Source organism: Pseudoxanthomonas helianthi (assembly GCF_017939625.1).
In the GTDB taxonomy this organism is placed as follows: Bacteria; Pseudomonadota; Gammaproteobacteria; order Xanthomonadales; family Xanthomonadaceae; genus Pseudoxanthomonas_A; species Pseudoxanthomonas_A helianthi.
In genome coordinates this window covers 371,111-396,024 of record NZ_JAGKTC010000001.1, presented here as the reverse complement: position 1 = coordinate 396,024, position 24,914 = coordinate 371,111, and the positions used below count along the sequence as shown (strand labels likewise).

The following is a 24,914-nucleotide window of genomic DNA, read 5'->3' as shown; positions in this document are numbered from 1 at the left end:
TCGCTAACCGGCGAAGCCGGGGAAAACCCATCACGCCCGGGCTTGCAGTAAGGTTTCCGGCCCTGCCATGGACATCGGCAGTTCAGTTACAATTGAAACAATTCCCGTAGATCAAGGCGGTTGGAGTCTCGATGAAGCTCGGTTCGCTGAAGGAAGGAGGCCGCGACGGCACCCTGGTCGTCGTTTCCCGCGACCTGACCCGCGCGGTGCGCGCCACCGGCATCGCGCCGACCCTGCAGCGCGCGCTGGAGGACTGGTCGAACATGGCGCCGCGCCTCAACGCGTTGTCCGAAGCGCTGAACGCCGGCAACGCCGATGGCGAGTTCGCGCTGGACTTCCACGAGCTGGCCGCGCCGTTGCCCCGCGCCTACGAATTCGTCGACGGCAGCGCCTACCTGCCGCACGTAGAGCGGGTGCGCCGCGCGCGCAACGCCGAGGTGCCGGCCAGCTTCTACACCGACCCGCTGATGTACCAGGCGACCAGCGCCGGCTTCTACGGTCCGCGCGACGCGGTGAAGGTGGTCAGCGAGGACTACGGCATCGACCTGGAAGCGGAGATCGTCGTGGTCACCGACGACGTGCCGATGGCGGTCACGCCCGAACAGGCGGCCGCGCACATCCAGCTGGTCGGCCTGGTCAACGACGTGTCCCTGCGCAACCTGATCCCGCCGGAACTGGCCAAGGGTTTCGGCTTCCTGCAGTCGAAGCCGCGCTCGGCGCTGTCGCCGGTGTTCGTCACGCCCGACGAGCTGGGCGATGCTTGGCGCGGCAACAAGGTCCATCTGCCGTTGCTGACCCACATCAACGGCGAGTGGTTTGGCGCGCCGGAAGCGGGCGTGGACATGCAGTTCGACTTCGCCCAGCTGGTCGCGCACGCGGCCAGGACCCGGCCGTTATCGGCGGGGACCATCGTCGGTTCCGGCACCATCGCCAACGAGGACACCTCGAAGGGCGCCTCGTGCTTCGCCGAAAAGCGTACCGTGGAGACCTTGCGCGACGGCAAGCCGAGCACGCCGTTCATGAAGTTCGGCGACGTGGTGCGGATCGAAATGCTGGATGCGTCGGGCGCGTCGATCTTCGGCGCGATAGAGCAGCGCATCGAGCCGCAGCAGGCCGGTTAGCCGCCCGGCGGGCGCAGGGCGGCGACGGAAGGCATGGGCATGCATCGCGAAGCCGCTATCGTGGACGGGTCCGGACAGACCGTTGGGGGCGGCTGACCATGACGCAGGATTCCTTGCACCTTTATTCGTACTGGCGCTCCAGCGCCGCCTACCGCGTGCGCATCGGCCTGAACCTCAAGGGCCTTCGCTACGAAACCGTGCCGGTGCACCTGCTCCGCGATGGCGGGCAGCAGCATTCGGCCGAATACAAGGCGGTCAACCCGCAGGAACTGGTGCCGGCGCTGCGCCACGGCACGCGGACGATCCGGCAATCGCTGGCGATCCTCGAATACCTCGACGAAGCCTGGCCGAATGCGCCGCTGTTGCCGGTCGCCGCGCGCGACCGCGCCCGCGTGCGCGCGATGGCGCTGCTGGTCGCCTGCGACATCCATCCCTTGAACAACCTGCGCGTGCTGCGTTACTTCGAGAACACCTGGAACGTGCCGCAGGCCGAGCGCGACGCATGGGTGCAGCACTGGATCGAGCAGGGCTTCGGCGCGCTCGAGGAATTGCTCGAAGAGCCCGCCACCGGTGCCTATTGCCATGGCGACGTGCCGAGCATCGCCGATTGCTGCCTGGTGCCGCAGGTCTACAACGCGCGCCGCTTCGGCGTGGACGTCGCGGCATTCCCGCACATCGCCCGCATCGAAGCGACGTGCCTGGCGCTGCCGGCATTCGCCGATGCGCGTCCCGAACTGCAGCCGGACGCACCGCAAGGACAGGCATGACCTGCGTTGGCGCAGGCTTGGTGGAAGCGGCTATAGCCGCAATGGGTTTTTCGGGAAAGGCATCGTGGCTATAGCCGCTCCCGCAAGCCTCTCTCTCAGCCCAGGCCCTGGGTGATCCGCGGCGGGGTCGGCAGCGCGTACGGGTCGTGTTCGCCGCTGTGGCCTTCGGACAGGCGGAACTTCAGCGCCAGGCCGTCGCGCGAGTCGGCGGCGCGCAGCGCTTCCTCCATCTCGATCTTGCCCTGCTTGACCATGCGGAACAGGCACTGGTCGAAGCTTTCCATGCCTTCCTCCAGCGATTCTTCCATCGCCCGCTTGATCTCGTGCACCTGGCCGCGGCGCAACAGGTCGCGGATCATCGGCGTATTGATCAGCACCTCGGCGGCGGGGATGCGGCTGCCGTCGACGCTGCTCACCAGGCGCTGCGATACCACCGCGCGCAGGTTAAGGGCCACGTTCATCAGGATGTTCTTGTGCGCCGCCTCGGGGAAGAAATTGAGGATGCGCTCGATGGCCTGGTCGGCGTTGTTGGAGTGCAGGGTGGCCAGGCACAGATGGCCGGTTTCGGCGAAGGCGATCGCCGCTTCCATGGTCGTCGCGTCGAGGATCTCGCCGATCAGGATCACGTCGGGCGCTTCGCGCATGGCGTTGCGCAGCGCGGTGTGGAAGGCGTGGGTGTCCAGCCCGACCTCGCGCTGGTTGACCAGCGACATGCGGTGCTGGTGCATGTATTCGATCGGGTCCTCGATGGTGAGGATGTGGCCGCTGGCATTGCGGTTGCGGTGGTCGATCATCGACGCCAGCGTGGTCGACTTGCCCGAGCCGGTGGAGCCGACCAGCAGCACCAACCCGCGCGGGGTCATGATGATGTCCTTCAGCACCTGCGGCAGGTGCAGTTCCTCGATGCTGGGGATCACGTGGCGGATGGCACGGATCACCATCGCCACTTCGCCGCGCTGCCTGAACACGTTGACGCGGAAGCGGCCGACGTTGGGCAGCGCCACCGCCATGTTCAGCTCCAGTTCGCGCTCGAACGTCTCGACCTGGCCCGCGTCCATCAGCGAATACGCGATCTTCTGCACGGTGCCGGGCGGCAACGGGGTGTTGCCGAGCGGGAAATGCTTGCCTTCGATCTTGATGTAGACGGGCGCGCCCGTGCTCAGGAACAGGTCGGAAGCGGATTTTTCCGCCATCAGCTTCAGGAAATAGCCGATATCCATGCGCAATGATCCCCTTCGTGGCCGGCGACGTTGCAAGCGCGCCGGCGGCTTCGGACAATAACCGCGCGCCCACCCCTACGGACACGGGTTTCGATAATGCATTTCAGCTTCGCACAAAACGCCGGTTCGCGGTATGCAGCGGCCATGGCAATCCTGCTCGGCGTCACATTCGCCGGCTCCGCCGTGGCCCAGGTCGTGCCGGAAGTGCAGGCCGCGCAGCAGGCGGTGGATCGCGCCGACCAGGCCGATGCCGACCAGTACGCACCCGACCTGCTCGCCTCCGCGCGGCAAGGCTTGGCCGCGGCGCAGACGGCCAGCCAGGGTGGACGCAGCGAACGCCGCCAGGCCGCCGTGTTGGCGCAGCGCGCCGCCGCCGATGCCGACCTGGCCCGCGCGCGCAGCCAGGAAGCGGTCGCTCGGGCCCAGCTCGAACAGCGTCGCGCCGAGATTGCGGAACTGCAGCAACGGCTCGAGCAGCCGCCATCGCCGCCGCCTGCGCTGCCTTCGACCACGTTGCCGGATACGCCCCTGTCCGAACCGCTTCCGGCAGCGCCGGCCGGAGACGGAACATGAGGAACACAAAACGCTTCCGATTCCCCACCCTGGCTTTGCTTGGTCTTGCGCTGGCTGCCGCCTCGGCGTCGGCCGCCGAGAATCCGGACGTATCGCGCCTAGGCCAGCGCCTGCAGGCATTGCAGGTCGATCCGCGTTATGCCGATGTCGCTGCGTTCGAGCGCCTGCAGGCACAGCAGGCCATCGCCGCACTGGCGCAGGCCAAGCGCAAGCAGCAGCCCGATGCGCTGTACGTGGCCGAACGCCGCGTGGAAATCGCCGAAACCACCGCGCGCACCGCGCTGGCGCGACGCGAGCTGGACCAGGCCGAACGCAACCTGGGCGAACTGCGCATCGAAGTCAGCCGCCGCGACGCGGAAGCCGCGCGCGCCGAGGCCGAGCGCCTGCGCATGCAGATGCAGATCCAGGCCGAGGAAGCCGAGCGGCTGCGCGCCGCTGCCGACGCCGAAGCCCAGGCCCGCGTGCAGGCCGAGGATTCGTTGAACCTGCTGGCCGGAGAACAGACCGCCAAGCTCAGCGCCGCCCAGCGCAAGGAGGCGCAACTGGCGCGGCAGGAGGCCGAACTGGTCTCGGGCCTGAAGCTGCCGGCATCGAAGTTCGACAACCGTGGCGAGGTGTTCACCCTCGGCGGCGCCAGTTTCGAATCGGGGCTGGCCAAGCTGTCGAAGGCCGGCCAGGACAGCGTCGCCGCCCTGGCCGCCTACCTGCAGGCCGTGCCCAAGGCCAAGGCCCGCATCGGTGGCTACGGCGACGCGCAGACCTCCGGCCAGCGCCGCGCCGAGGCCGTGCGCAGCGCCTTGGCCGCGGCAGGGATTCCCAAGTCCCGCCTGCAGGCAGCGGATCAGGGCAAGGGCAGCAAGGCGCGTGCCGTGGAGATCGTGGTCTCTCCTTAAAAAACCTTTGTATTCAATGATTTGAACGGAAATTTAGCGCTTCCCGGCGACGCCGGTCACGTTCCGGAGATCGCGCAATGCCGGGCCGACGAGGTACTTGAGACAGCGCTTGCCGGGGGCGGATTGGAGGAGTAGGGTCATATCCCCAAGCGGGTCTTTTCCGCTTGGTGAACGGAGAGTCGAGACGATGACGCCGACGCCAGTTCCGCAGGAGCCCCGCCCCGGTCCCCGGGTCCGCGCGGGCGCATGCGGGCAACCCGTCCATCGCGCCTTGGTTCTTCCCCCCGACCAACGCCCCGTGCCGTAGAGGCCGGGGCGTTCGTATTCGCGCCTGAATAAATCCTGCGGAAGGAGGTCAACATGTTCGAAGGGCAACCCCAGACCGAAATCGACGCCTTGATCAAGGCCGACCCCGAATTCAAGCAGCTTTACCAGCGACACCGGGAGCTCGACAAGAAGGTCATGGACGCCGAATTGGGCGTACTGCCCATCGACGACAACCTGCTGGGACAGATGAAGCGCGAGAAGCTGGTCGCCAAGCAGCGCCTGCTGCGCATCTACGAATCCAAGCCGCACTGAGTCCCATCGTCGCGGGCGGCGGGGCTTCCTCGTTGGCCCTGCCGTCCGCGTCATCCCTGCCAGCCCGCGCCATGTGCGCGGGCTTTTTTTACCGGCGTTCCGGCGCAATGCGATAATCGCGCACCCCGCCACCGAACATGAACTGCATGGCCATCCACGCTTCCGTACTCGAACTGATCGGCGATACGCCCATCGTGCAGGCCCAGCGCCTGGACGCGGGCCCGTGCAAGGTGTTCCTGAAGCTGGAGAACACCAATCCCGGCGGCTCGATCAAGGACCGCATCGGCCTGAACATGATCGAGGCGGCGGAAAAGCGCGGCGACCTGAAGCCGGGCGCCACCCTGGTGGAGGGCACTGCCGGCAACACCGGCCTGGGCCTGGCCCTGGTTGCGCAGCAGAAGGGCTACCGGCTGATCCTCGTCGTACCGGACAAGATGAGCCGCGAGAAGATCTTCAACCTGAAGGCTATGGGCGCCGAAGTCGTGCTGACCCGTTCCGACGTGGCCAAGGGCCATCCCGAGTACTACCAGGACCTCGCCGCGAAGATCGCCGCCGAAACCCCCGGCGCGTACTTCATCAACCAGTTCGGCAATCCCGACAATCCGGCCACGCACGAATTCGGCACCGGCCCGGAAATCCTGCGGCAGATGGACGGCAAGGTCGACGCCATCGTGTTCGGTTGCGGCAGCTCCGGCACGATGACCGGCCTGTCGCGCTGCTTCGCCGAAAAATCGCCGCATACCGAACTGGTGCTGGCCGACCCGGTCGGTTCGATCCTCGCCCAGTACATCAACGAAGGCACGCTCAGCGAGAAGTCCGGCACCTGGCTGGTCGAAGGCATCGGCGAGGATTTCCTGCCATCGATCTCGGACTTCTCGCGGGTCAGGAGGGCCTACGCCATCGGCGATGCGGAAAGCTTCCACACCGCGCGAGAACTGCTGGCGAAAGAGGGCATCCTCGGCGGTTCATCCACCGGAACGCTGCTGGCCGCGGCGTTGAAGTATTGCCGCGAGCAGACCGAAGCGAAGAACGTGGTCGTGCTGGTGCCCGACACCGGCAACAAGTACCTGTCGAAGCAATACAACGACTACTGGATGCTCGACAACGGCTTCCTCGAACGCACGCAATACGGCGACCTGCGCGACCTGATCCTGCGCCCTTACAGCCAGCGCGACACCGTGGTCGTGGGGCCGAACGACCTGCTGACCACCGCCTACCAGCGTATGAAGCTTTACGACGTGTCGCAGCTGCCGGTGATGGAAGGGCAGAAGCTTGTCGGCATCGTCGACGAAAGCGACGTGCTGCTGCACGTGTACGGCGACGAGGCGCGTTTCCGCGACCCGGTGTCCACCGCGATGGTCAGCAAGCTGGACCGGCTGGACGTGAAATCGCCGATCGAGGCGCTGCTGCCGGTGTTCGACCGCGGCCAGGTGGCTATCGTCACCGACGGCGACGCCTTCCTCGGCCTGATCACCCGCATCGACCTGTTGAATTACCTGCGCCGCCGGGTGCAATGACGGCCCGCCGGGCCTGCGAAAACCCGTTCAGCCCGGATCGGTAGAATCCACCAGTTTTCATGGAAACCCTTATGTCGGATCCGAATTCGAGCGCCAAGGCAGGCGAACTCGCGCTGGGCACCCTCGCCATCCACGGCGGGCAGTCGCCCGACCCCAGCACCGGCGCGGTGATGCCGCCGATCTACGCGACATCGACCTACGCGCAAAGCAGTCCCGGCGTGCATCAGGGCTTCGAGTACTCGCGCACCCACAACCCCACGCGCTTCGCCTACGAGCGTTGCGTCGCCGCGCTGGAAGGCGGCACGCGCGGCTTCGCCTTCGCCTCGGGCATGGCCGCCACTTCGACCGTGCTGGAACTGCTGGACAGCGGCAGCCACGTCGTCGCGATGGACGACATCTACGGCGGCAGCTACCGTCTGTTCGAACGCGTACGCAAGCGCAGCGCCGCACTGGACTTCAGCTTCGTCGACCTGACCGACCTGGCCGCATTCGAAGCCGCGATCACCCCGAAGACGAAACTGGTCTGGATCGAAACCCCGACCAACCCGATGCTGAAGATCGTCGACATCGCCGCGGTCGCCGAAATCGCGCACAGGCACGGCCTGATCGTCGTCGTCGACAACACCTTCGCCTCGCCGATCCTGCAGCGCCCGCTGCAACTCGGCGCCGACGTCGTCGTGCACTCCGCGACCAAGTACCTCAACGGACACTCCGACATGGTGGGTGGCATCGCCGTGGTCGGCGATAACGCGGAATTGGCTGAGCAGATGGTGTTCCTGCAGAACTCGATTGGTGCCGTGCAAGGGCCGTTCGATAGTTTCCTCGCCCTTCGCGGGCTGAAGACCCTGCACTTGCGTATGAAAGCCCACTGCGAGAATGCGCTGGCGCTGGCGCAGTGGCTGGAGACCCATCCGGCTATCGAGAAGGTCATCTACCCCGGCCTGAAATCGCACTCGCAGCACGAACTCGCCAGCCGCCAGATGCAAGGCTACGGCGGCATCGTCTCGATCGTGCTGAAGGGCGGCTTCGGCGCGGCCAAGAAACTGTGCGAGAACATCAAGTTGTTCACTTTGGCCGAATCGCTCGGTGGCGTAGAGAGCCTGATCAACCACCCGGCGGTGATGACGCATGCGTCGATTCCGTCCGAACGACGAGCGCGGCTTGGTATCGGTGATTCGTTGGTGCGATTGAGTGTGGGTGTCGAGGATGAATCGGATTTGCGTGGGGATTTGCAACACGGATTGAGTGTTGCCAAGAGCGCATGATATGGCGGGTTCTATGGGTTTCGACAATCGTATGCTTTTTCCACTAGCGCCTTTGCGTGAGTTATGGAGTCATCGCGCATTGGTGGCTGAATTGACAAAGCGCGAGATCAGTGGGCGTTATCGTGGCGCCAGCCTGGGTATTTTCTGGTCACTGGCGAATCCGCTCTTGTTGTCGTGGATATACACCTTCGCATTCGGTACTGTCATGAATGGACGATGGCCCGAGCCACAGGCAGCGAACAGTCATTTTGCGGTGGTATTGTTCTCAGGACTGGTGGTGTATTTCCTTTTGTCCGAGTGCATGATGCGCGCGCCCGACTTGATCGTGGGAAATCCAGCCTTCGTCAAGCGGGTGGTGTTTCCATTGGGCATCCTGCCATGGCCCATGCTGCTGTCTGCACTGTTTCATTGTTTGATGAATGTGCTCGTATTCATTGGTCTTCGCTTGCTGTTAGATCACGCGTTCGATTGGACCATCGTGCTGTTGCCGTTGGTTCTTCTGCCGTTGGCAATAGTGGCGCTTGGCTTGTCTTGGTTGTTGGCGGCACTCGCCGTCTATCTGCGAGATATACAGCAGGTGATAGGCATGATTAGCATGGCGCTGCTGTTCCTGTCCTCCGCAATGGTTCCCGCTGCTTCGGTGCCCGAGAAGTATCGCTTGGTATTTCTGCTCAATCCGTTGTCATTCATTGTGGATCAGGCGCGTGCAGTCATGGTTTGGGGAGCGCTGCCCGACTGGCGAGGGCTGGCCCTGTACGCGCTGGTCGCAGCATGCTTTGCATGGCTTTCTTACGCGTGGTTCGCATATGTTCGCAAAGGGTTCGCCGATGTCCTCTAATCCGGCGATCCGTATTTCGGGTGTACACAAGATGTTCCCGATTTACGATAAGCCGCACCATCGGCTACTTGAGTTGTTCGATCCCCGTCAAGGCTTGCACTGGCGGCGTGAGTTTCACGCGCTTCGAGGTATTGACCTTGAAATCGGTCGAGGTCAGTGCGTCGGCATTGTGGGGCGCAATGGCTCGGGTAAGTCCACGTTATTGCAGATCATCTGCGGGACTTTGGCGCCGAGCAGCGGGGCGGTACAGGTGAATGGGCGCATTGCCGCGCTGCTGGAGCTGGGCGCTGGCTTCAATCCGGAATTCACGGGGCGCGAGAATGTGTATCTCAATGCCTCCATTTTAGGTCTGGGGCGCGACGAGATCGACGTGCGATTGGGGGACATCCTCGCTTTTGCAGATATCGGCGAATTCATCGATCAGCCAGTAAAGAGCTACTCCAGTGGCATGTACGTGCGTCTGGCTTTTGCGGTTGCGATCAATGTCACTCCGGAAATTTTGGTGGTAGACGAGGCGCTGTCGGTAGGCGACGAGGCCTTTCAACGCAAATGTTTTTCCCGTATCGAGCAAATACGCGAATCCGGGGCGACAGTGCTGTTCGTATCCCATTCTGCCGGGACCGTCGTGGATCTTTGCGACGAAGCGATTCTTATCGATCATGGCGAGGTGCTTTTTCGGGGGGCGCCGCGCAGGGTAGTGGCCCAGTACCAGAAAATGATCTACGCACCCCCAGGTCGTCAGCCTGCAATTCGCGAAGCCATTCGCAATGATCGCGAGGGCGATGTCGACGTGAATCAGATGCGTTCCGTGATTCAGGAACATGCGAAGCCGCAACAGGATGCGCAACTGGCCTGGTTCGATCCTGAAATGCGGCCTGTCAGCACCGTTTCCTATGCCGATCGTGGCGCCAAGATCGACGATCCGCGATTGCTGGATGTCAGCGGTCAGCGCGTGAATGTGCTGGTGCATGGCGAGGAATACATCTACACCTATCGCGTAATGGTTGGGCGCAGTTTGGCCCGGGTGCGTTGTGGAATGATGATTCGCACCATCACGGGAGTGGAGATCGGTGGCCACGCCACCGATCGCGATGATCAGCACATGTCACTCGTGCCAGCAGGCGCAACAATCGAAGTGTCTTTCCGTTTCCGTTGTCTACTTAATCCGGGGATGTACTTTCTCAATGCTGGCTGTTTGGCCAGTGATGGAGATATGGAGGACTATATCGATCGCCACATCGATGTGGCGATGTTTCGCGTACAACCGACTGGCGTGTTGCGCTCCACCGCGCTGGTGGACCTAGTGGTTGAGGATAGCGCGGAGTGGCGCAGCTGATGGACGGCGTGCGCGACCGGAGAGTCGGCCTTCTGGTTGCGGGTATGCACCGCAGCGGGACTTCGGCAGTAACCGGCAGCCTCGAGAGGCTGGGCATTCCGTTGGGGAGCTCGTTGCTGGAGCCCGGCGAAGACAATCCGAAAGGATATTTCGAACATGCGCGTGCGGTCGCTATCGACGATAAGCTGCTCGATGCGCTTGACAGGCGCTGGGATGATATTCGTGCCTTGCCGCAGGGGTGGCAGCAGACGGAGGCCGCGAAGGTAGCCGGTATGGCCATCGCCGAAATGGTGCGGGAGGAGTTCGCGACTACGCCTGTATTCGCAATCAAGGATCCACGATTGTGTAGATTGCTGCCGGCGTGGCGGAATGGCTTGGCGAAAGCAGGAGCCGAGCCGCGCGTGTTGCTGGTTGCCAGGCATCCACGGGAAGTCGCGGCATCGATCCATCGGCGCAATGATTGGCCAGCACTGGTGTCCGAAGTGCTGTGGTTGAGATACATGCTGGCCGCAGAGCGTGATTCACGTCGTCTGCGCCGTTTCGTTCTGACCTACGATCAACTGATGCGTGCACCCTTGGCCGCCATGCGGACGGCACTGCAATCGCTGGGCGTGAGTATCGATGGAGGGGCAGGGCAAGCGGCGTTGGATAGCTTTGTCGCCTGCGAAGATCGGCATTTCGGCGCAAGCGAGGGCCTGGAATCGGCGACGCCGGTGGCGAAGATCGCCGGAGAGGCCTACGCACGATTCATTGACTTGGCCGAAGGCAGGTCGGTAAGACCAAGCGTATTTGACGAGTTGGCCCAGCGGTTGGAACAGTCGCTGGAGGGTTCAAGGGTACTGATCGAATCGCTATCGCATATGTGCCTGCATTTTCGTCGTGACGCGGAAGCGGCACGTAATGAAGTTTACGCAGTGCGCTCGGAGTTTCATGCGCAGCTGGCTTGGACCGAATCGGCGGTGGCCGAGCGTGAGCGGCTGCAGGCGGAACTGGCGGAGACGCATTCGAAGCTGGCCGCACAACTGGCCTGGTCGGATGCGGCGGTGGCGAAGCAGGAGGAGTTGCAGGCCGAACTGGCGGAGACGCATTCGAAGCTGGCCGCACAATTGGCTTGGTCGGATGCGGCGGTGGCGAAGCAGGAGGAGCTGCAGGCGGAATTGGCGGAAACGCATTCGAAGCTGGCCGCACAATTGGCCTGGTCGGATGCAGCGGTGGCGAAGCAGGAGGGGTTGCAGGCCGAGCTGGCGGAGACGCATTCGAAGCTGGCCGCACAATTGGCCTGGTCGGATGCGGCAGTGGCGAAGCAGGAGGAGCTGCAGGCGGCATCGGCGCAGGCGCACTCGGAACTGACCGAACAGCTGGTCCGGGCCGAATTGGAGGCAGCTCAGCTCGACCGCCTGCAGGCGGAACTGGCGGAGACTAATTTGAAGCTGGTCGCACAGTTGACTTGGTCGGATGCGGCGGTGGCGAAGCAAGAGGAGCTGCAGGCGGCATTGGCGCAGGTGCGCTTGGAGCTGGCAGAGACCGAACTGGGGCTGGCTAGGCAGATCGCGTGGTCCGAGGAGGCCATGCGCATCCGTGAGGGTCTGCTCGATCAGTTGCAGGCTGCTTCGAGCAGGGGCGATGCCCTACAATCACGACTTGACCAGTACGAAGCGACCTTGGTTGGCCGCCAGCTTCGGAAATGGATGGACAGGAAGGCCGCCAAAGGAAGCGCACCATGATTTATTTCACCTCGATTTGCTCCAACTATCTGCCAAAGGCCATGGCGTTGGCCGAATCGGTCAAACGCAACTGCCGCGACGCTGTATTTGTCCTGTGCCTGGTCGAACGCGAGGCGCCGCAGGTGGCTCTCGATTTTCCGCATTTCGATCACGTGGTTCTGGCCAAGGACGCCGATTGGGGCAATTTCGACCAGTTTATGTTCCGGCATTCGATTGTCGAAGCATCGACTGCGGTGAAGGGGCAATTCATGCGCAACTTGCTCGACCGATTCCCGGAAGCCGACAAATTTGTCTACCTTGATCCGGATGTTCTGGTCTACAGCGATTTTATCGAATTGGAAAACAAACTGGATGAAGCCACGGTCGTGGTGTGCCCGCATTTGCTGCGACCCGGAAATATCGACATGGAAATCAGTTCGCTGGCACACGGCACCTTCAACCTCGGCTTCCTTGCGGTAAGCCGCAGCGATAACGCCATCCAGTTCCTCGAATGGTGGGCAGAGCGGCTTTTCTGGTTCTGTTACGACGATATCCCGCGCGGGATATTCACTGATCAGAAGTGGATCGACCTGGCGCCGAGCTTTTTCGACGTTCATATCCTCAAGCATCATGGCTATGACTTCGCCACATGGTCGTTGCTGGGCAGCGATCTGAGGGAAGAGGGCGGACGCTACGTGGTGAATGGGGATCCGCTGCGCTTCATCCATTTTTCCGGCTTCGATTCGGGGATGATCGAACGCGCAATGGGATGGTGGCTAACTCCCGAGAATCGGCCAACGTTTGAAAAGCTGTACCGGCAGTACGTTTCGCTGCTCGAGGCCAATGGGCAGGTCGAACTTGGCAAACTGCCGTGGAGTTACGCTGCTTACGCGGATGGCAGGAAGATATCCAACGAGGCCAGAGCGGCGTACCGGGAGCCAGGCCTGTCTGAGCAGATTCCCGATCCATTCGGAGCGAGTGATGCGCAAATCTTAGCGGTCAAGCCCAAGAAGGGTTCCGGCGACGCTACGGACGCGTTGACGGCTCAGCAGTGGCCGACTCTGCGCATGTCTGCGAATCCTGGTCTACTCGACAAGCTGATGTGGTCTAGTCTTGAAATTGGAGTAGTGCCGACATTAGCGAAGGCGTTCAGGAAGCTGGCTGGCACAAAAAACTGACAGGGAACGTCATGTCCAATTTGGTTTCGGTGGTCATTCCGTGTTTTAACGCCGGGATGACGTTGGGAGAGGCAATAGAGTCTGTATTGAGGCAGACTTACGCCGATATTGAAATAATCGTGGTCGACGATGGTTCGACCGACCTCGGTACGCGGGAAATTATCGCTAGTGCCCATTGGCCGAAGACTCGAGTCATTCATCAGGAAAATGCAGGCCCCGCGGCAGCAAGGAACAGGGCGATCGAAGCAAGCTCGGGAGAATTCATACTCCCCCTTGATGCGGATGACACGATCGAGCCCACTTATGTCGAAAAGGCCGTCGCAGCGATGCGAGCCGATGCAAATGTGGGAATCGTATACTGCAAAGCCCTCAAGTTTGGCGCAGAAAGCGGACCTTGGGGTCTACCCGCCTATAGCCTACGCGAGCTTGTCATCGACAACGTAATTTTTGTCACGAGCTTGTTTCGGCGGGCTGATTGGGAATTGGTGAACGGCTTCAACCAATCTTTGCGGCGAGGAGTCGAAGATTACGAATTTTGGGTCAAAATTGTCGCCCTTGGGCGAGATGTAATCCAATTGGACGAGTATTTGTTCAACTATCGAATTCAGCAAACGTCGCGTACGACCAATTTCTCCTCGGACCGCGCCGCGGTAGTGGCAACTTACGCACATATCTTCCGTGATAATGTCCAGTTTTTTGCAAAGAATGCAGAGTATTTGTTTGAGCATCGATTTGGTCTGTACGATGAATTACTTGCTTACAGAGCTAGGTATGGTTGGATTAACGGTTTGATCGAACGTCATCCATGGCTGAAATCTTTTGCGCGAGCCTGCCATCGTCTTTTGTTCCGGCTGCAATGAACGAATCGCCAAGCATTTATTTAGCGGATCATACGGAGAAGAATATGAAAGTTCGAAATGCACTGATGGTAATTGCGGTCGCTTTGACGGGCTGCAGTCAATCGGCTAGTGAACAGGTGGAAGGCCAATCGGCGGAAACTTTACCTGCAGTCACTACGAACCCGGCAGACGTGCAGAAGCCGGCAACTTCTCCTCTGTTGATTGATGGTGCTCAGGTTAAACTCCAGGAGCCATCTGTTTTGGCCGGCGCAACGTGGACTACGAAGCAGTGTTCGCTGACGACACCGGATGACGGTAAAGATCTGTCGGCTCAGGCGAATAGTCCGACGCGTCTTGAGGGTTTCTTTATCGATCCGCAGGACGCTCCGGCGGGGGAGTTCGAGATCGTCCTCAAGGGCGATGGGGCGAATTATGGAATACCGGCAAAGACCGGCTGGGAGCGCGCAGATGTAGCTACCTTTTTTAAGGTCCCTGCATTGGCGACGGCAGGTTATGACGTCCTCGTCACGCTCGACAGCTCTGTCCCGAAGGGTGAATATGATGTCGATTTGATGCTGGAGCGCGGTGGGGTCAAGTATTTCTGCGAGAGCGGAAAGCGGTTGCTAGTCAAGTAGGGCCCAAGCAGGGCATTGAAGAAAGGCGCCAAAGGGGGCGCCTTTCTTTCTTGTGCTGGCTAGTACTGGGTCCGTCGCATCAGTATCACCGAATTTGCCTCGTAGTAGTCCGCCACGCAGCGATTAATCCAATTCTCTGGCGAAGAAGTTACGTCCGCGCCGGCGAAGACAGGAGGGCTGGAATCTCCCAAAGAATAAGGTCGTACGTACGCAGGCTGAGAGATGGGCCTGGGCAGTGAGCCGAACCCTCGGTGACGTTCCAACTGTTGCGCGTGCCATCGGGGCGCAAATTCATGAGCGACCCTAGCAAAGCTGCGGAAACTTGGGCTGGCTATCAAGAATATCCCCGCAAGTCCGAGCAAAGCCGCCGCCCAAGAAGTCGGGTTGTGTTCGGAAAGAGCGGACAACCGCGAGCCAATGGCTGCAGCCACCAAACAGCCCGCCGCCGTCACATGCATAAATGCTTGGTTAAGGACACGACCGGGCGCAGCTTCGCCAGTCAGAAATGAATATACCCAGAGATGCATCGGAAGAGAGCACAGCAGGATAAGGGCGACTGGCGCCCAATCGCGAATCTTTGATCTGCCTCGTGCAACCATTGCGCCGACCGCCGCAGACCCGACTAGCGCGGCGAATATAGGTAATGTCTGCTGTTCCGACATTCCATGCGCGAATTGCCACAGGCTCTTGATTGCCAGCGCAGTTGCATTACCGATCTCGTGTCGTGCGGTGACGCTTGTGGAGTCGCGAGCGAAGTTGCCGGGCGCGAGGATGGTTGTAGCGAACGCTGCAGCGAATATTGTCAGACGCAGTATCGCTTGGTGCCAGTTCTTCTTTTCTGCTCGAATGTCGCGGAATCCAAACCAGAGCACGCATGCTCCGGTGACGATAGCGAGGAATTCGTTGAAACCTGTTATCAAAGCTATCAAAGCTCCGATCAGAACCTCTCTCGGTATCGCTCTAGTTCGGTCAGCACGAGGCGCCGACATGACAAGGATTAATACAAATAGCAGAGATGTGCCGATGAAGTAGACGGCGGCGCCGGTCAGCCAGAGATATTGCTCCAGCTTGGATGGCATTGCTATCAAAGTAGAAGCGAACAGGATGGCTGCAAAAGGGACGCTGACGCGACGATTCGTATCTATCAGCGGTGAGATCGCCAGGCACGCCAAGGCGAAGAGGATAAGGAAGCAAGCAAGAGACAAGCTGTAGGCTAATCCGACTGGCACGAATAAGCTGATCGTGGCAACGAGTGATACCGTAAACATAGCGGAGTAGCGCCCCGACCAGTTCTGATACATGTATGCAGCGTCGGCGAAGGGGTTTCCGTGTTCGCGATGAATTACCCTGGCGAAAGTACAAAAATCGTCGGTCTGAAGGAATGTGTAGAAGGGCGCCACAAGGGCCAAGATTGCCGCGATCAGGAAAGGGAACAGTGCCAGCGAGAGTTGCCAGGATGGTCGACGGAAGAAGGGGGAAGTATGCATGCCAAGCAGACCGTTCATATAGTCATATAGGGTATTCAATCATATAGCGTCCGAAGGCATGATATGGCGGACCGAAGGAGCGCGCCCTCGCCTTCGCGCGGGGAGGTAGAGCGCTGGTTTGCGGTTGTACGCATAGATGCCGTGTCTTGTGAGAAACTTTGGAAAGCTTTTTTGGGCTTGGGGAGCGGCTTGGCCTTCCCGAGGGAGCGAAATGACGTGGCGGAAAGGATGACGGACTTGGATAACCCTCTTGATGTTTCGGTCGTCGTACCGGTGTATGCGGGCGCGGCAATGTTGCCTGAGTTGCATGCGCGAATAACAAACGTGCTGGAATCTACGGGCTATTCATTTGAGTTGATACTGGTTGACGATCGTGGGCATGAAAACAATTGGCTCGCAATTACATCGCTGTCCGAAAGCGACGGCAGGATCGTGGGAATCAGGCTGACCAGAAACTACGGGCAGCATGCGGCCACATTGTGCGGATTGGCGCATGCAACCGGTCGGTGGGTGATAACCATGGATGAGGATCTAGAGCACCCTCCCGAAGCGATGCCCGCGATGCTTCTTGCGTGTAAGGAGCGAGCGCCGCTCGTTTATGGGGTTTTCCCTAAGCGCAAGCACGCCTGGTATAGGAATCTGACATCAGAACTGATGCGGCTAACGTTAAAGCGTGCATTCCCGGATCTGAATGAGGACTACACGTCCTTTCGGGCCATGCATGCGACCTTGGCTCATCGGCTGGCTCAGTTCGACTTGAGTCGCCCGTACATTGACGGGATGCTTTCATGGATAACCAACAGCGTCGCGACCGTGCAAGTCCAGCACGGCGAAAGATTGTCTGGTGAGAGCGCCTACACCTTGCGTAAGTTGATATCACATGCGCTAAACATATTCATCACCTTCTCCCAGCTGCCGCTGCGTTTGGCTAGTTATGCTGGAGTTGTTATCGCTTGCTCCAGCTTCATCTATATGATCTATGTTCTTGTGGCTAGACTGATGGGATGGGTGACGAGTCCGGGGTACGCTTCGATCATGTCAGTTGTCTTGTTTGCGTGCGGAATCCAGTTAACCATTCTCGGCGTCGTCGGCGAATATATCGGCCGTTTGATGGCGGCTGCATATCGTAAGCCTGTATATGTCGTTGAAGCCACGGCCCGCATTCTGTCGCGCCGTGGAGGTGGCGGGTTCGAAATATGAAAGTGCTTGCGGGCTTTACGTTGATGCGCATCTTGTGCACGGGCGCGACATATGTGATCTATCTATTGCTTCTACAGCGGATGTCTTACGAGCTGGCCTATGTCATCTCGTATGCGGCAGGCATCATCATGGCCTATGTGACAAGCTCGTTGTTGGTCTTTAATAGGCCGATGAACAGAAAGTCGGCTGCACTTTTCCCGCTGACCTATTTGGTCCAGTTTGTACTCAGTTGGATAATCCTAAAGATATGCGTTGAGGTTGTCGGAGTACCTCAATGGCTTGCGTGGGGAGTGAGTGTAGTGGCGCTGCTTCCACTTGCATTTGTCATGTCGAAATGGGCATTATTCCGGGAGTAACCGAATATTGTGAATAGTATTTTCGAATAACTCGTTCGGCGTAATTTCCGCCCAGATCCATGCCAAGCGCATGGGCAACGCGCAGTGCTTCGGACGCGTCTATCTGTAATGGGTCGCCTTTTGGCAGAGACTCAAACCGGGCCGAGACACCAAGGGTGCGTTCAAATATGCGGACGATTTCGATCATGCGGAGGGATTTCTCCGAGGCGATCGAATAGGTGCGGTCTCCCGGGATATCGTCTTTTTCGAGAAATGCGCGAGCGATTGCGGCAACGTCCTCGATATCAATGAGGTTGCGCTCTGCTTCGCTCCATACCTGAAATGGTTCTTTCTTGAGAATTCTGTCGCGAAGAAAGTTGGTGAGCGTATGGGAGTTTCGAGTATTTCCTACGACCTGTGGCAGTCGGAAGACAATGCCCTCGGGTCTCGAAATTACGATCCTTTCCATTTCCAGCTTGTGAAGCAAATAGAGAGACAGTGCAGCTGGGTCATTTGCAACGCCGCAGCTTCCGAAATATACGAAGCGATTACCATGAAAGCTTTCGAAGCAAGACAACAATAGGTCTCGCTCTCGTTGGAATTCCTCTGGGCGAGTTTCCTGTGAGTTGGACACGCCGGCGGCGAAGACGGTTATCCCGGGGTCGGCCCTGAACGCGCCGAAAGCCTGGGCCAACATTCCATTTCCTACGATCATGATCCCGTGCCTATTGCAGCTATGCGTAAAGAGAGAAGAAGGTGCGACCGCATAGGAGTATTCGACTCTGCATATGCGCGAGTAACATGTTGAGCCCCACGCGGTAATTGGCCGAGGAGCTATTCTGGTGGGTTAGCGAGGAGGCGAAGTCCCAAAGAATCACAACGCTTCGCACGGGTGCGTCGAACCTTCCAGGCTACAGCGCGTTTTCCAGTTCCGACAACAGGTGGAACAGATCGCCCACCAACCCGATATCCGCAATCTCGAAAATCGGCGCTTCCCCATCCTTGTTGATCGCCACGATAGTGCCGGCGTCCTTGATGCCGGTCAAATGCTGGATTGCGCCGGAGATGCCGACGGCGATGTACAGCTCGGGCGCGATGATCTTGCCGGTCTGGCCGACCTGCAGGTCACTGGGCACGTAGCCGGCGTCGACCGCGGCGCGCGAGGCGCCGACGGCGGCGCCGAGCTTGTCGGCGAGGGCGTAGATGACCTTGAAGTTCTCGGCCGAGCCGACGCCGCGGCCGCCGGAGACGACGCGCTTGGCGCTTTGCAGGTCGGGGCGATCCGACTTGCCGGCGGCGAGGCCGACGTAGCGGGTATGGCCGGGCAGGGCGGCGTTGGTCGAAACCGTTTCGACCGCGGCGTTGCCGCCCTTGGCCGCTTCCGGCCACGAGGCGGTGCGCACGGTGGCGACGACGGTGCGGTCGGCTGGGGCTTCGACGCTGATGATCGCGTTGCCGGCGTAGATCGGGCGCTTGAACGTATGCGGACCGTCCACGGCCATCAGGTCGGACACCTGGGCCACGCCCAGCAGGGCAGCGACGACCGGCATCAGGTCCTTGCCGAAGGTGGTGCTGGGGCCGAACACGTGGCTGTAGCCCTTGGCCAGTTCCGCGATCTGCGGGCCCAACACCTGTGCCAGCGCATGTTCGTTGGCCGGGTTGGCCACGGCCAGCACCTTGGCCACGCCGGCGATCTGCGCGGCTTCGGCGGCGATGGCGGCCGGATCGGCGGCCAGCACGACGATGTCGATGGCCTCAGGATTCAGCGCGGCCGCGGCGCTGACGGTCTTGGCGGTGGAGGCGTTGAGTTTGCCGTCCAGGTGTTCGGCGACAACGAGGACCTTGGTCATTACAGCAACCCCTTCTGCTTGAGTGCGGCGACCAGTTCGGCCGCGTCCTTGACCATCACGCCCTTGCTGCGCTTGGCCGGCGGGGCGTAGTGGGTGGTGTTGAGGAAATCGGCGGATTCGACGCCCAAGTCGGCGAAGGGCAGGGTTTCCAGCGGCTTGCTCTTGGCCTTCATGATGTCCGGCAGCTTGATGAAGCGCGGTTCGTTCAGGCGCAGGTCGGTGGTGACCACGGCCGGCAGATCGACTTCCAGCGTTTCCAGGCCGGCATCGACTTCGCGGGTCACGGTGGCCTTGCCGTCCGCGATGTCCAGCTTCGAAGCGAAGGTCGCCTGCGGGCGGCCCCACAGCGTGGCCAGCATCTGGCCGGTCTGGTTGGCGTCGTCGTCGATGGCCTGCTTGCCGAGGATGACCAGGTCCGGCTGTTCCTTCTCGACCAGCTTCAGCAGGGCGCGCGCGGCGGTCAGCGGCTGGATGGCCTGGTCGGAAACCACGTGGATGGCGCGGTTGGCGCCCATGGCCAGGCCGTTGCGCAGGTGGGCCTGGGCATCGGCCGGGGCGATCGTGGCGACCACGACCTCGGTGGCGATGCCCTTGTCGCGCAGGCGCAGGGCCTCTTCCAGCGCGATTTCGTCGAACGGGTTCGGCGACAGCTTCACGCCGTCGGTGACCACGCCGGAACCGTCCGGCTTGACCTGGATGCGGACGTTGAAGTCCACCACCCGCTTGTAGGCGACGAGGATTTTCATCGGGTTTGGGGATCCTTGGATTTGCGCGGGCCCGGCGAGCGGCGGCTGGCGGGCGGAAGGCCGATTTTACCGGCGTGGGGACGACCGTGCGAGCGCGTAGGGTCGGCTGGCGTTCACGGCCATTGCCCGAAAGGGCATGCCGGCGTACCGGGGCGGCGTACTAAACTAGCGCATACACCCCACACGGAACGGGCCCATGGCCAAAAACAAGCTTTATTCCAGCGCCGACGAGGCCCTGAAGGGCATAGTCGCCGACGGCCAGACCATCGCGGTCGGCGGATTCGGCCTGTGCGGCATCCCCGAGGCGCTGATCGCCGCGTTACGCGACAGCGGTGCGACCGGGCTGACGGCGATTTCCAACAACGCTGGCGTGGACGGCTTCGGCCTGGGCCAACTGCTCTCGACGCGGCAGATCAAGAAGATGATTTCGTCGTACGTGGGCGAGAACAAGGAATTCGAGCGCCAGTACCTGTCCGGCGAACTGGAGCTGGAATTCAACCCGCAGGGCACGCTGGCCGAGCGCCTACGTGCCGGCGGCGCGGGCATTCCGGCCTTCTACACGCGCACCGGCTACGGCACGGTGGTGGCGGAGGGCAAGGAAACCCGCCAGTTCGGCGAACACCACTACGTGATGGAGACCGCGCTGGTCGCCGACGTGTCGCTGGTCAAGGCGTGGAAGGCCGACAAGGCCGGCAACCTGGTGTTCCGCAAGACCGCGCGCAATTTCAATCCCGCCGCCGCGATGGCCGGCAAGGTCTGCGTAGCCGAAGTCGAGGAACTGGTCGAGATAGGCGCGCTGGATCCCGACCACGTGCACCTGCCCGGCATCTACGTGGATCGCATCGTGGTCAACCCGAATCCCGAGAAGCGCATCGAGAACCGCACGGTTCGCCAAGGAGACAAGTGATGGCCTGGACCCGCGATGAAATGGCGCAGCGCGCCGCCCGTGAATTGACCGACGGCGCCTACGTGAACCTCGGCATCGGCCTGCCGACGCTGGTGGCGAATTACATTCCCGAAGGCGTCGATGTCTGGCTGCAGTCGGAAAACGGATTGCTCGGCATCGGTCCCTTCCCGACCGAGGACGAAGTCGACGCCGACCTGATCAACGCCGGGAAGCAGACCGTGACCGCGCGCGCCGGGGCCAGCTATTTCGGCAGCCACGACTCGTTCGCGATGATCCGAGGCGGCCACATCGACCTGGCCGTGCTCGGCGCGATGCAGGTCACCGACAAGGGCGACCTGGCCAACTGGATGGTGCCCGGCAAGATGGTCAAGGGCATGGGCGGCGCGATGGACTTGGTCGCCGGCGTCAAGCGCATCGTCGTGCTGATGGAGCACACCGCGAAGAACGGCGAACACAAGATCCTGCCCGAGTGCAATCTGCCGCTGACCGGCGTCGGCGTGGTCGACCGCATCATCACCGACCTGGCGATCTTCGACGTGACGGCCGAAGGCTTGGTGCTGGTCGAAACCGCGCCGGGCGTCAGCGACGAGGAACTGCAGCAGAAAACCGGCGTCGCCTACCGCAAGGCGGCCTGAACCTCACGCCCGGACCCCGGTGCGCGATTGCTATGATGCGTGCAACCCATTGCAGGCACGCACCATGCTTCATCCGGTCATCCTCAGCGGCGGTAGCGGCTCGCGCCTGTGGCCGCTGTCGCGGCAGAACCTGCCCAAGCAATTCCTCGCCCTGGTTGGCGAGCATTCGCTGTACCAGGAAACCGTACTGCGGGCCAGCCGCCTGCCCGGCGCGCAGGCGCCGGTGACGGTATGCAGCGACGACCATCGCTTCATGGTCGGCGAGCAGTTGCAGGGCATCGGCATTCCCAGCGGCGGCATCCTGTTGGAACCGCTCGCGCGCAACACCGCACCGGCGATCGCGCTGGCCGCCTTGCACCTGATCGCCGCATCGCCCGAAGCGATGATGCTGGTATTGCCGGCGGACCACCTGATCGAAGACGAGGCCGCGTTCCGCGATGCGGTAGAACGCGCGTTGGCGCTGGCCGAAGCGGGTTGGCTGGTGACCTTCGGCATCCAGCCCGATTATCCGGAAACCGGCTACGGCTACATCGCCCGCGGCGAAGCACTGGGCGAAGATGGCTTCAAGGTTGCGCGCTTCGTCGAGAAACCGGATTTGGCCACCGCCGAGGCCTATCTGGCCGATGGCGGCTACGCCTGGAATTCGGGCATGTTCCTGTTCAAGGCGCAGCGCTACCTCGATGAGCTGGCTGCGCATGCGCCGGCGATGCTCGACGCCGTGCGCAAGGCCCATGTCGCCGCACGTGGGGATCTCGACTTCATTCGCGTCGATGCCGATGCTTTCGCGGCCAGCCCCAACGATTCCATCGACTATGCGGTGATGGAGAAGACCGCGCGTGCCGCGGTCGTTCCGGTCAGTTGCGGCTGGAGCGACATCGGCTCGTGGTCGTCGCTGTGGTCGGTCGCCGAGCGCGACGGCGACGGCAACCGTACCGAGGGCGACGTGATCGCGGTGGATACGCGCGACAGCCTGGTGCGCGCGTCGGAGCGACGCCTGATCGCGACGCTCGGCGTCGAAGACCTGGTCATCGTCGATACGCCCGATGCGACCCTGGTAGCGCGCAAGGACCGCGTGCAGGACGTCAAGATCATCGTCGATAAGCTGAAACAGGCCGGCCGGCAGGAACACCTCTTCCACCGCAAGGTCTACCGGCCGTGGGGCAGCTACGATTCCATCGACATGGGCGAGCGCTTCCAGGTCAAGCGCATCGTGGTCAATCCGGGCGCGGCGTTGAGCTTGCAGAAGCACCACAAGCGCGCCGAGCATTGGATCGTGGTTTCGGGTACCGCGGAAGTGACCTGCGACGACAAGGTGTTCGATCTGCACGAGAACCAGAGCACCTACATCCCGCTGGGCAGCGTGCACCGCTTGCGCAACACCGGCGACGCGCCGGTGGAATTGATCGAAGTGCAGTCCGGTAGCTATCTGGGCGAAGACGATATCGTTCGCTTGGACGACGTCTACGGGCGTAGGTAAGGCTTCGTAGGAGCGGGCCCTGCCCGCGATGCTTTTATCGACGGGTTATCCGGCGAAAATCATCGCGGGCAGGGCCCGCTCCCGCGGATTTACGCGGTTACAGGTTCTGGTAATTCGGCCCGCCGCCGCCCTGCGGGGCTACCCAGACGATGTTCTGGGTCGGGTCCTTGATGTCGCAGGTCTTGCAGTGCACGCAGTTGGCAGCGTTGATCTGCAGGCGTTCGTTTCCTGCTTCGCCGACGAATTCGTACACGGCCGCGGGGCAGTAGCGTGCTTCGGGACCCGCATATTCGCGCAGGTTCACTTCGACCGGGACCGACTGATCCTTCAGCGTCAGGTGCGCCGGCTGGTTCTCGTCGTGGTAGGTACTGGATAGGAACACCGAGCTGAGGCGGTCGAAGGTCAGCACGCCGTCGGGCTTCGGGTACTCGATCTTCGGTTGCGTCGCCGCCGGTTCCAGGCAAGCGTAGTCGGGTTTCTGCCGATGGATCGTCCATGGCGGGTTGCGGATACCCAGCTTCGGCAGCAGCCATTGCTCGATGCCGGTCATCAACGTGGCGAAGGTGCGGCCCTTCTTGAACCACTGCTTGAAGTTCTTGGACTGCAGCAGTTCGGCATGCAACCAGCTCTTCTCGAACGCGGCGGGATAGGCCGACAGTTCGTCGCGCTGGCGGCCTTCGCCCAGCGCCGCGAATGCCGCCTCGGCGGCGAGCATGCCGGTCTTGATCGCGGCATGGCTGCCCTTGATCCGGCTGGCGTTGAGGTAGCCGGCTTCGCAGCCGACCAGCGCGCCGCCGGGGAATACGGTCTTCGGCAGGCTCAGCAGGCCGCCGGCGGTGATCGCGCGCGCGCCGTAGCCGATGCGCTTGCCGCCTTCCAGATGCTTGCGGATCGCCGGATGCGTCTTGAAGCGCTGGAATTCGTTGAACGGGCTCAGCCACGGGTTCTTATAGTCGAGGCCGACCACGAAGCCGATCGAAATCTTGCCGTCGTCGGCGTGGTACAGGAACGAGCCGCCATAGGTGTCGCCGTCCAGCGGCCAGCCGGCGGTGTGTACGACCAGGCCAGGCTGGTGCTTCGCGGGATCCGCCTGCCACAGCTCCTTGATGCCGATGCCGTAGCTCTGCGGATCCTTGCCCTCCTCCAGTTTGTATTTCGCGATCAACTGGCGCCCCAACTGGCCGCGCGAGCCCTCGGCGAAGATCGTATATTTCGCATGCAGTTCCATGCCGCGCTGGTACTGGTCGGTCGGCTGGCCATCCTTGCCGATGCCCATGTCGCCGGTGGCCACGCCCTTGACCGCGCCCGCCTCGTCGTACAGCACCTCCGCCGCGGCGAAGCCAGGGAAGATTTCCACGCCGAGAGCTTCCGCCTGTTGCGCCAGCCAGCGGGTAACTGCGCCCAGGCTGACGATGTAGTTGCCTTCGTTGTGGAAGCACTCGGGCAGCAGCCAGTTTGGGGTGGCCTTCGCGCCGGTTTCATCGAGGAACAGGAACTCGTCCTTCGTCACCGCCTGTTTCAGCGGCGCACCACGTTCCTTCCAATCGGGGAACAGCTCGTTCAGCGCCTTCGGGTCCATGATCGCGCCCGACAGGATGTGCGCGCCCGGCTCGGAGCCTTTTTCCAGCACGCAGATCGAGACTTCGCGGCCCGCTTCCGCCGCCAGTTGCTTGAGCCGGATCGCGAACGCCAGACCGGCCGGCCCCGCGCCGACGGTGACGACGTCGTACTCCATCACGTCGCGTTCGATGGCTGGATCCTGGTTCATTGGTGGGCTCCGTCTGCGCTTACCTGGTTGCGAAGGATCATTGTC

Annotated in this window: 23 protein-coding genes and 1 pseudogene; 18 read left to right on the top strand and 6 right to left on the bottom strand. The window is 61.6% G+C overall.

What is annotated here, in order from left to right:
• Positions 1 to 131: 131 nt before the first annotated feature.
• Complete coding sequence (locus J5837_RS01855; RefSeq protein WP_210535017.1) at positions 132 to 1,121, top strand: fumarylacetoacetate hydrolase family protein; 990 nt, start codon at positions 132 to 134, stop codon at positions 1,119 to 1,121.
• 98 nt (positions 1,122 to 1,219) lie between these two features.
• A complete protein-coding gene (gene maiA, locus J5837_RS01850) occupies positions 1,220 to 1,888 on the top strand; it encodes a maleylacetoacetate isomerase (protein WP_210535016.1) in 669 nt (222 codons plus the stop codon).
• A 95-nt stretch (positions 1,889 to 1,983) separates the two neighbouring features.
• Here maiA and J5837_RS01845 read toward each other — a convergent pair whose 3' ends face one another.
• The gene (locus J5837_RS01845) at positions 1,984 to 3,108 is read right to left on the bottom strand and encodes a PilT/PilU family type 4a pilus ATPase (protein WP_210535015.1); all 1,125 of its coding nucleotides are present in this window, start codon (positions 3,106 to 3,108) and stop codon (positions 1,984 to 1,986) included.
• Positions 3,109 to 3,204: 96 nt separating this feature from the next.
• Between J5837_RS01845 and J5837_RS01840 the strand changes: the two are divergent.
• From J5837_RS01840 to J5837_RS01790, 11 genes and pseudogenes are all read left to right on the top strand, one after another.
• Positions 3,205 to 3,579 (top strand): annotated as a pseudogene (locus J5837_RS01840) (DUF4398 domain-containing protein); the annotation flags it as partial.
• A gap of 98 nt (positions 3,580 to 3,677) precedes the next feature.
• Entirely contained in the window at positions 3,678 to 4,574 is an 897-nt protein-coding gene (locus J5837_RS01835; RefSeq protein ID WP_210535013.1) for an OmpA family protein, read from the top strand.
• A gap of 360 nt (positions 4,575 to 4,934) precedes the next feature.
• Entirely contained in the window at positions 4,935 to 5,153 is a 219-nt protein-coding gene (locus J5837_RS01830; RefSeq protein ID WP_210535012.1) for an HP1242/YdcH family protein, read from the top strand.
• A gap of 146 nt (positions 5,154 to 5,299) precedes the next feature.
• The gene (locus tag J5837_RS01825) at positions 5,300 to 6,670 is read left to right on the top strand and encodes a pyridoxal-phosphate dependent enzyme (RefSeq protein ID WP_210535011.1); all 1,371 of its coding nucleotides are present in this window, start codon (positions 5,300 to 5,302) and stop codon (positions 6,668 to 6,670) included.
• Between the two features lie 59 nt (positions 6,671 to 6,729).
• The gene (locus tag J5837_RS01820; RefSeq protein ID WP_425504810.1) at positions 6,730 to 7,935 is read left to right on the top strand and encodes a cystathionine gamma-synthase; all 1,206 of its coding nucleotides are present in this window, start codon (positions 6,730 to 6,732) and stop codon (positions 7,933 to 7,935) included.
• A gap of 13 nt (positions 7,936 to 7,948) precedes the next feature.
• Positions 7,949 to 8,773, top strand: a complete 825-nt coding sequence (locus tag J5837_RS01815; protein WP_244755519.1) for an ABC transporter permease — start codon at positions 7,949 to 7,951, stop codon at positions 8,771 to 8,773.
• Positions 8,763 to 10,109, top strand: coding sequence for an ABC transporter ATP-binding protein (locus J5837_RS01810; RefSeq protein ID WP_244755517.1), 1,347 nt, complete (start codon positions 8,763 to 8,765; stop codon positions 10,107 to 10,109). The genes J5837_RS01815 and J5837_RS01810 overlap by 11 nt, the downstream gene beginning before the upstream one ends.
• Entirely contained in the window at positions 10,097 to 11,833 is a 1,737-nt protein-coding gene (locus tag J5837_RS01805; protein ID WP_210535010.1) for a hypothetical protein, read from the top strand. Before J5837_RS01810 ends, J5837_RS01805 begins: the two co-directional genes overlap by 13 nt.
• A complete protein-coding gene (locus J5837_RS01800; protein WP_210535009.1) occupies positions 11,830 to 12,990 on the top strand; it encodes a glycosyltransferase family protein in 1,161 nt (386 codons plus the stop codon). The genes J5837_RS01805 and J5837_RS01800 overlap by 4 nt, the downstream gene beginning before the upstream one ends.
• An 11-nt stretch (positions 12,991 to 13,001) precedes the next feature.
• Positions 13,002 to 13,850, top strand: coding sequence for a glycosyltransferase family 2 protein (locus J5837_RS01795; RefSeq protein WP_210535008.1), 849 nt, complete (start codon positions 13,002 to 13,004; stop codon positions 13,848 to 13,850).
• A complete protein-coding gene (locus J5837_RS01790; RefSeq protein ID WP_210535007.1) occupies positions 13,796 to 14,464 on the top strand; it encodes a hypothetical protein in 669 nt (222 codons plus the stop codon). Before J5837_RS01795 ends, J5837_RS01790 begins: the two co-directional genes overlap by 55 nt.
• A 59-nt stretch (positions 14,465 to 14,523) precedes the next feature.
• Here J5837_RS01790 and J5837_RS01785 read toward each other — a convergent pair whose 3' ends face one another.
• Positions 14,524 to 15,969: a DUF6056 family protein gene (locus J5837_RS01785; RefSeq protein WP_210535006.1), complete on the bottom strand. Its 1,446-nt coding sequence runs from the start codon at positions 15,967 to 15,969 to the stop codon at positions 14,524 to 14,526.
• 219 nt (positions 15,970 to 16,188) lie between these two features.
• On the opposite strand from J5837_RS01785, the gene J5837_RS01780 reads away from it, so the two are divergent.
• Positions 16,189 to 17,151, top strand: a complete 963-nt coding sequence (locus J5837_RS01780; RefSeq protein WP_210535005.1) for a glycosyltransferase family 2 protein — start codon at positions 16,189 to 16,191, stop codon at positions 17,149 to 17,151.
• Positions 17,148 to 17,507, top strand: a complete 360-nt coding sequence (locus tag J5837_RS16590) for a GtrA family protein (protein WP_210535004.1) — start codon at positions 17,148 to 17,150, stop codon at positions 17,505 to 17,507. The genes J5837_RS01780 and J5837_RS16590 overlap by 4 nt, the downstream gene beginning before the upstream one ends.
• Here J5837_RS16590 and J5837_RS01770 read toward each other — a convergent pair.
• The 3 genes from J5837_RS01770 to J5837_RS01760 all read right to left on the bottom strand — a co-directional run bounded on the left by J5837_RS01770 (position 17,476) and on the right by J5837_RS01760 (position 20,082).
• Positions 17,476 to 18,183 carry an NAD-dependent epimerase/dehydratase family protein gene (locus J5837_RS01770; protein ID WP_210535003.1) on the bottom strand — a complete coding sequence of 236 codons (708 nt, stop codon included), beginning with the start codon at positions 18,181 to 18,183 and terminating at the stop codon, positions 17,476 to 17,478. The two genes, J5837_RS16590 and J5837_RS01770, sit on opposite strands and share 32 nt — an antisense overlap.
• A gap of 214 nt (positions 18,184 to 18,397) precedes the next feature.
• Positions 18,398 to 19,336 (bottom strand): electron transfer flavoprotein subunit alpha/FixB family protein, encoded by a 939-nt coding sequence (locus J5837_RS01765; RefSeq protein WP_210535002.1) that lies wholly within the window; start codon positions 19,334 to 19,336, stop codon positions 18,398 to 18,400.
• Positions 19,336 to 20,082 (bottom strand): electron transfer flavoprotein subunit beta/FixA family protein, encoded by a 747-nt coding sequence (locus J5837_RS01760; RefSeq protein WP_210535001.1) that lies wholly within the window; start codon positions 20,080 to 20,082, stop codon positions 19,336 to 19,338. Before J5837_RS01760 ends, J5837_RS01765 begins: the two co-directional genes overlap by 1 nt.
• Before the next feature lie 196 nt (positions 20,083 to 20,278).
• On the opposite strand from J5837_RS01760, the gene J5837_RS01755 reads away from it, so the two are divergent.
• From J5837_RS01755 to J5837_RS01745, 3 genes are all read left to right on the top strand, one after another.
• Entirely contained in the window at positions 20,279 to 20,989 is a 711-nt protein-coding gene (locus J5837_RS01755; protein WP_210535000.1) for a CoA transferase subunit A, read from the top strand.
• Positions 20,989 to 21,624, top strand: a complete 636-nt coding sequence (locus J5837_RS01750) for a CoA transferase subunit B (protein ID WP_210534999.1) — start codon at positions 20,989 to 20,991, stop codon at positions 21,622 to 21,624. Before J5837_RS01755 ends, J5837_RS01750 begins: the two co-directional genes overlap by 1 nt.
• Positions 21,625 to 21,688: 64 nt before the next feature.
• Positions 21,689 to 23,101 (top strand): mannose-1-phosphate guanylyltransferase/mannose-6-phosphate isomerase, encoded by a 1,413-nt coding sequence (locus tag J5837_RS01745; protein ID WP_210534998.1) that lies wholly within the window; start codon positions 21,689 to 21,691, stop codon positions 23,099 to 23,101.
• 97 nt (positions 23,102 to 23,198) lie between these two features.
• Here the strand turns inward: J5837_RS01745 and J5837_RS01740 are convergent, their stop codons facing one another.
• The gene (locus tag J5837_RS01740) at positions 23,199 to 24,869 is read right to left on the bottom strand and encodes an electron transfer flavoprotein-ubiquinone oxidoreductase (RefSeq protein ID WP_210534997.1); all 1,671 of its coding nucleotides are present in this window, start codon (positions 24,867 to 24,869) and stop codon (positions 23,199 to 23,201) included.
• Between the last annotated feature and the right edge of the window lie 45 nt (positions 24,870 to 24,914).

Excerpts from the sequence above, each read along its gene's own strand:
- maiA (WP_210535016.1), top strand. The coding sequence starts at position 1,220 with ATGACGCAGGATTCCTTGCACCTTTATTCGTACTGGCGCTCCAGCGCC.
- J5837_RS01800 (WP_210535009.1), top strand. The coding sequence starts at position 11,830 with ATGATTTATTTCACCTCGATTTGCTCCAACTATCTGCCAAAGGCCATG.
- J5837_RS01760 (WP_210535001.1), bottom strand. The coding sequence starts at position 20,082 with ATGAAAATCCTCGTCGCCTACAAGCGGGTGGTGGACTTCAACGTCCGC.
- J5837_RS01815 (WP_244755519.1), top strand. The coding sequence starts at position 7,949 with ATGGGTTTCGACAATCGTATGCTTTTTCCACTAGCGCCTTTGCGTGAG.
- J5837_RS16590 (WP_210535004.1), top strand. The coding sequence starts at position 17,148 with ATGAAAGTGCTTGCGGGCTTTACGTTGATGCGCATCTTGTGCACGGGC.
- J5837_RS01845 (WP_210535015.1), bottom strand. The coding sequence starts at position 3,108 with ATGGATATCGGCTATTTCCTGAAGCTGATGGCGGAAAAATCCGCTTCC.
- J5837_RS01795 (WP_210535008.1), top strand. The coding sequence starts at position 13,002 with ATGTCCAATTTGGTTTCGGTGGTCATTCCGTGTTTTAACGCCGGGATG.
- J5837_RS01755 (WP_210535000.1), top strand. The coding sequence starts at position 20,279 with ATGGCCAAAAACAAGCTTTATTCCAGCGCCGACGAGGCCCTGAAGGGC.
- J5837_RS01745 (WP_210534998.1), top strand. The coding sequence starts at position 21,689 with ATGCTTCATCCGGTCATCCTCAGCGGCGGTAGCGGCTCGCGCCTGTGG.
- J5837_RS01770 (WP_210535003.1), bottom strand. The coding sequence starts at position 18,183 with ATGTTGGCCCAGGCTTTCGGCGCGTTCAGGGCCGACCCCGGGATAACC.
- J5837_RS01855 (WP_210535017.1), top strand. The coding sequence starts at position 132 with ATGAAGCTCGGTTCGCTGAAGGAAGGAGGCCGCGACGGCACCCTGGTC.
- J5837_RS01820 (WP_425504810.1), top strand. The coding sequence starts at position 6,730 with ATGGAAACCCTTATGTCGGATCCGAATTCGAGCGCCAAGGCAGGCGAA.
- J5837_RS01825 (WP_210535011.1), top strand. The coding sequence starts at position 5,300 with ATGGCCATCCACGCTTCCGTACTCGAACTGATCGGCGATACGCCCATC.
- J5837_RS01765 (WP_210535002.1), bottom strand. The coding sequence starts at position 19,336 with ATGACCAAGGTCCTCGTTGTCGCCGAACACCTGGACGGCAAACTCAAC.
- J5837_RS01790 (WP_210535007.1), top strand. The coding sequence starts at position 13,796 with ATGGCTGAAATCTTTTGCGCGAGCCTGCCATCGTCTTTTGTTCCGGCT.
- J5837_RS01785 (WP_210535006.1), bottom strand. The coding sequence starts at position 15,969 with ATGAACGGTCTGCTTGGCATGCATACTTCCCCCTTCTTCCGTCGACCA.
- J5837_RS01740 (WP_210534997.1), bottom strand. The coding sequence starts at position 24,869 with ATGAACCAGGATCCAGCCATCGAACGCGACGTGATGGAGTACGACGTC.
- J5837_RS01830 (WP_210535012.1), top strand. The coding sequence starts at position 4,935 with ATGTTCGAAGGGCAACCCCAGACCGAAATCGACGCCTTGATCAAGGCC.
- J5837_RS01750 (WP_210534999.1), top strand. The coding sequence starts at position 20,989 with ATGGCCTGGACCCGCGATGAAATGGCGCAGCGCGCCGCCCGTGAATTG.
- J5837_RS01810 (WP_244755517.1), top strand. The coding sequence starts at position 8,763 with ATGTCCTCTAATCCGGCGATCCGTATTTCGGGTGTACACAAGATGTTC.
- J5837_RS01835 (WP_210535013.1), top strand. The coding sequence starts at position 3,678 with ATGAGGAACACAAAACGCTTCCGATTCCCCACCCTGGCTTTGCTTGGT.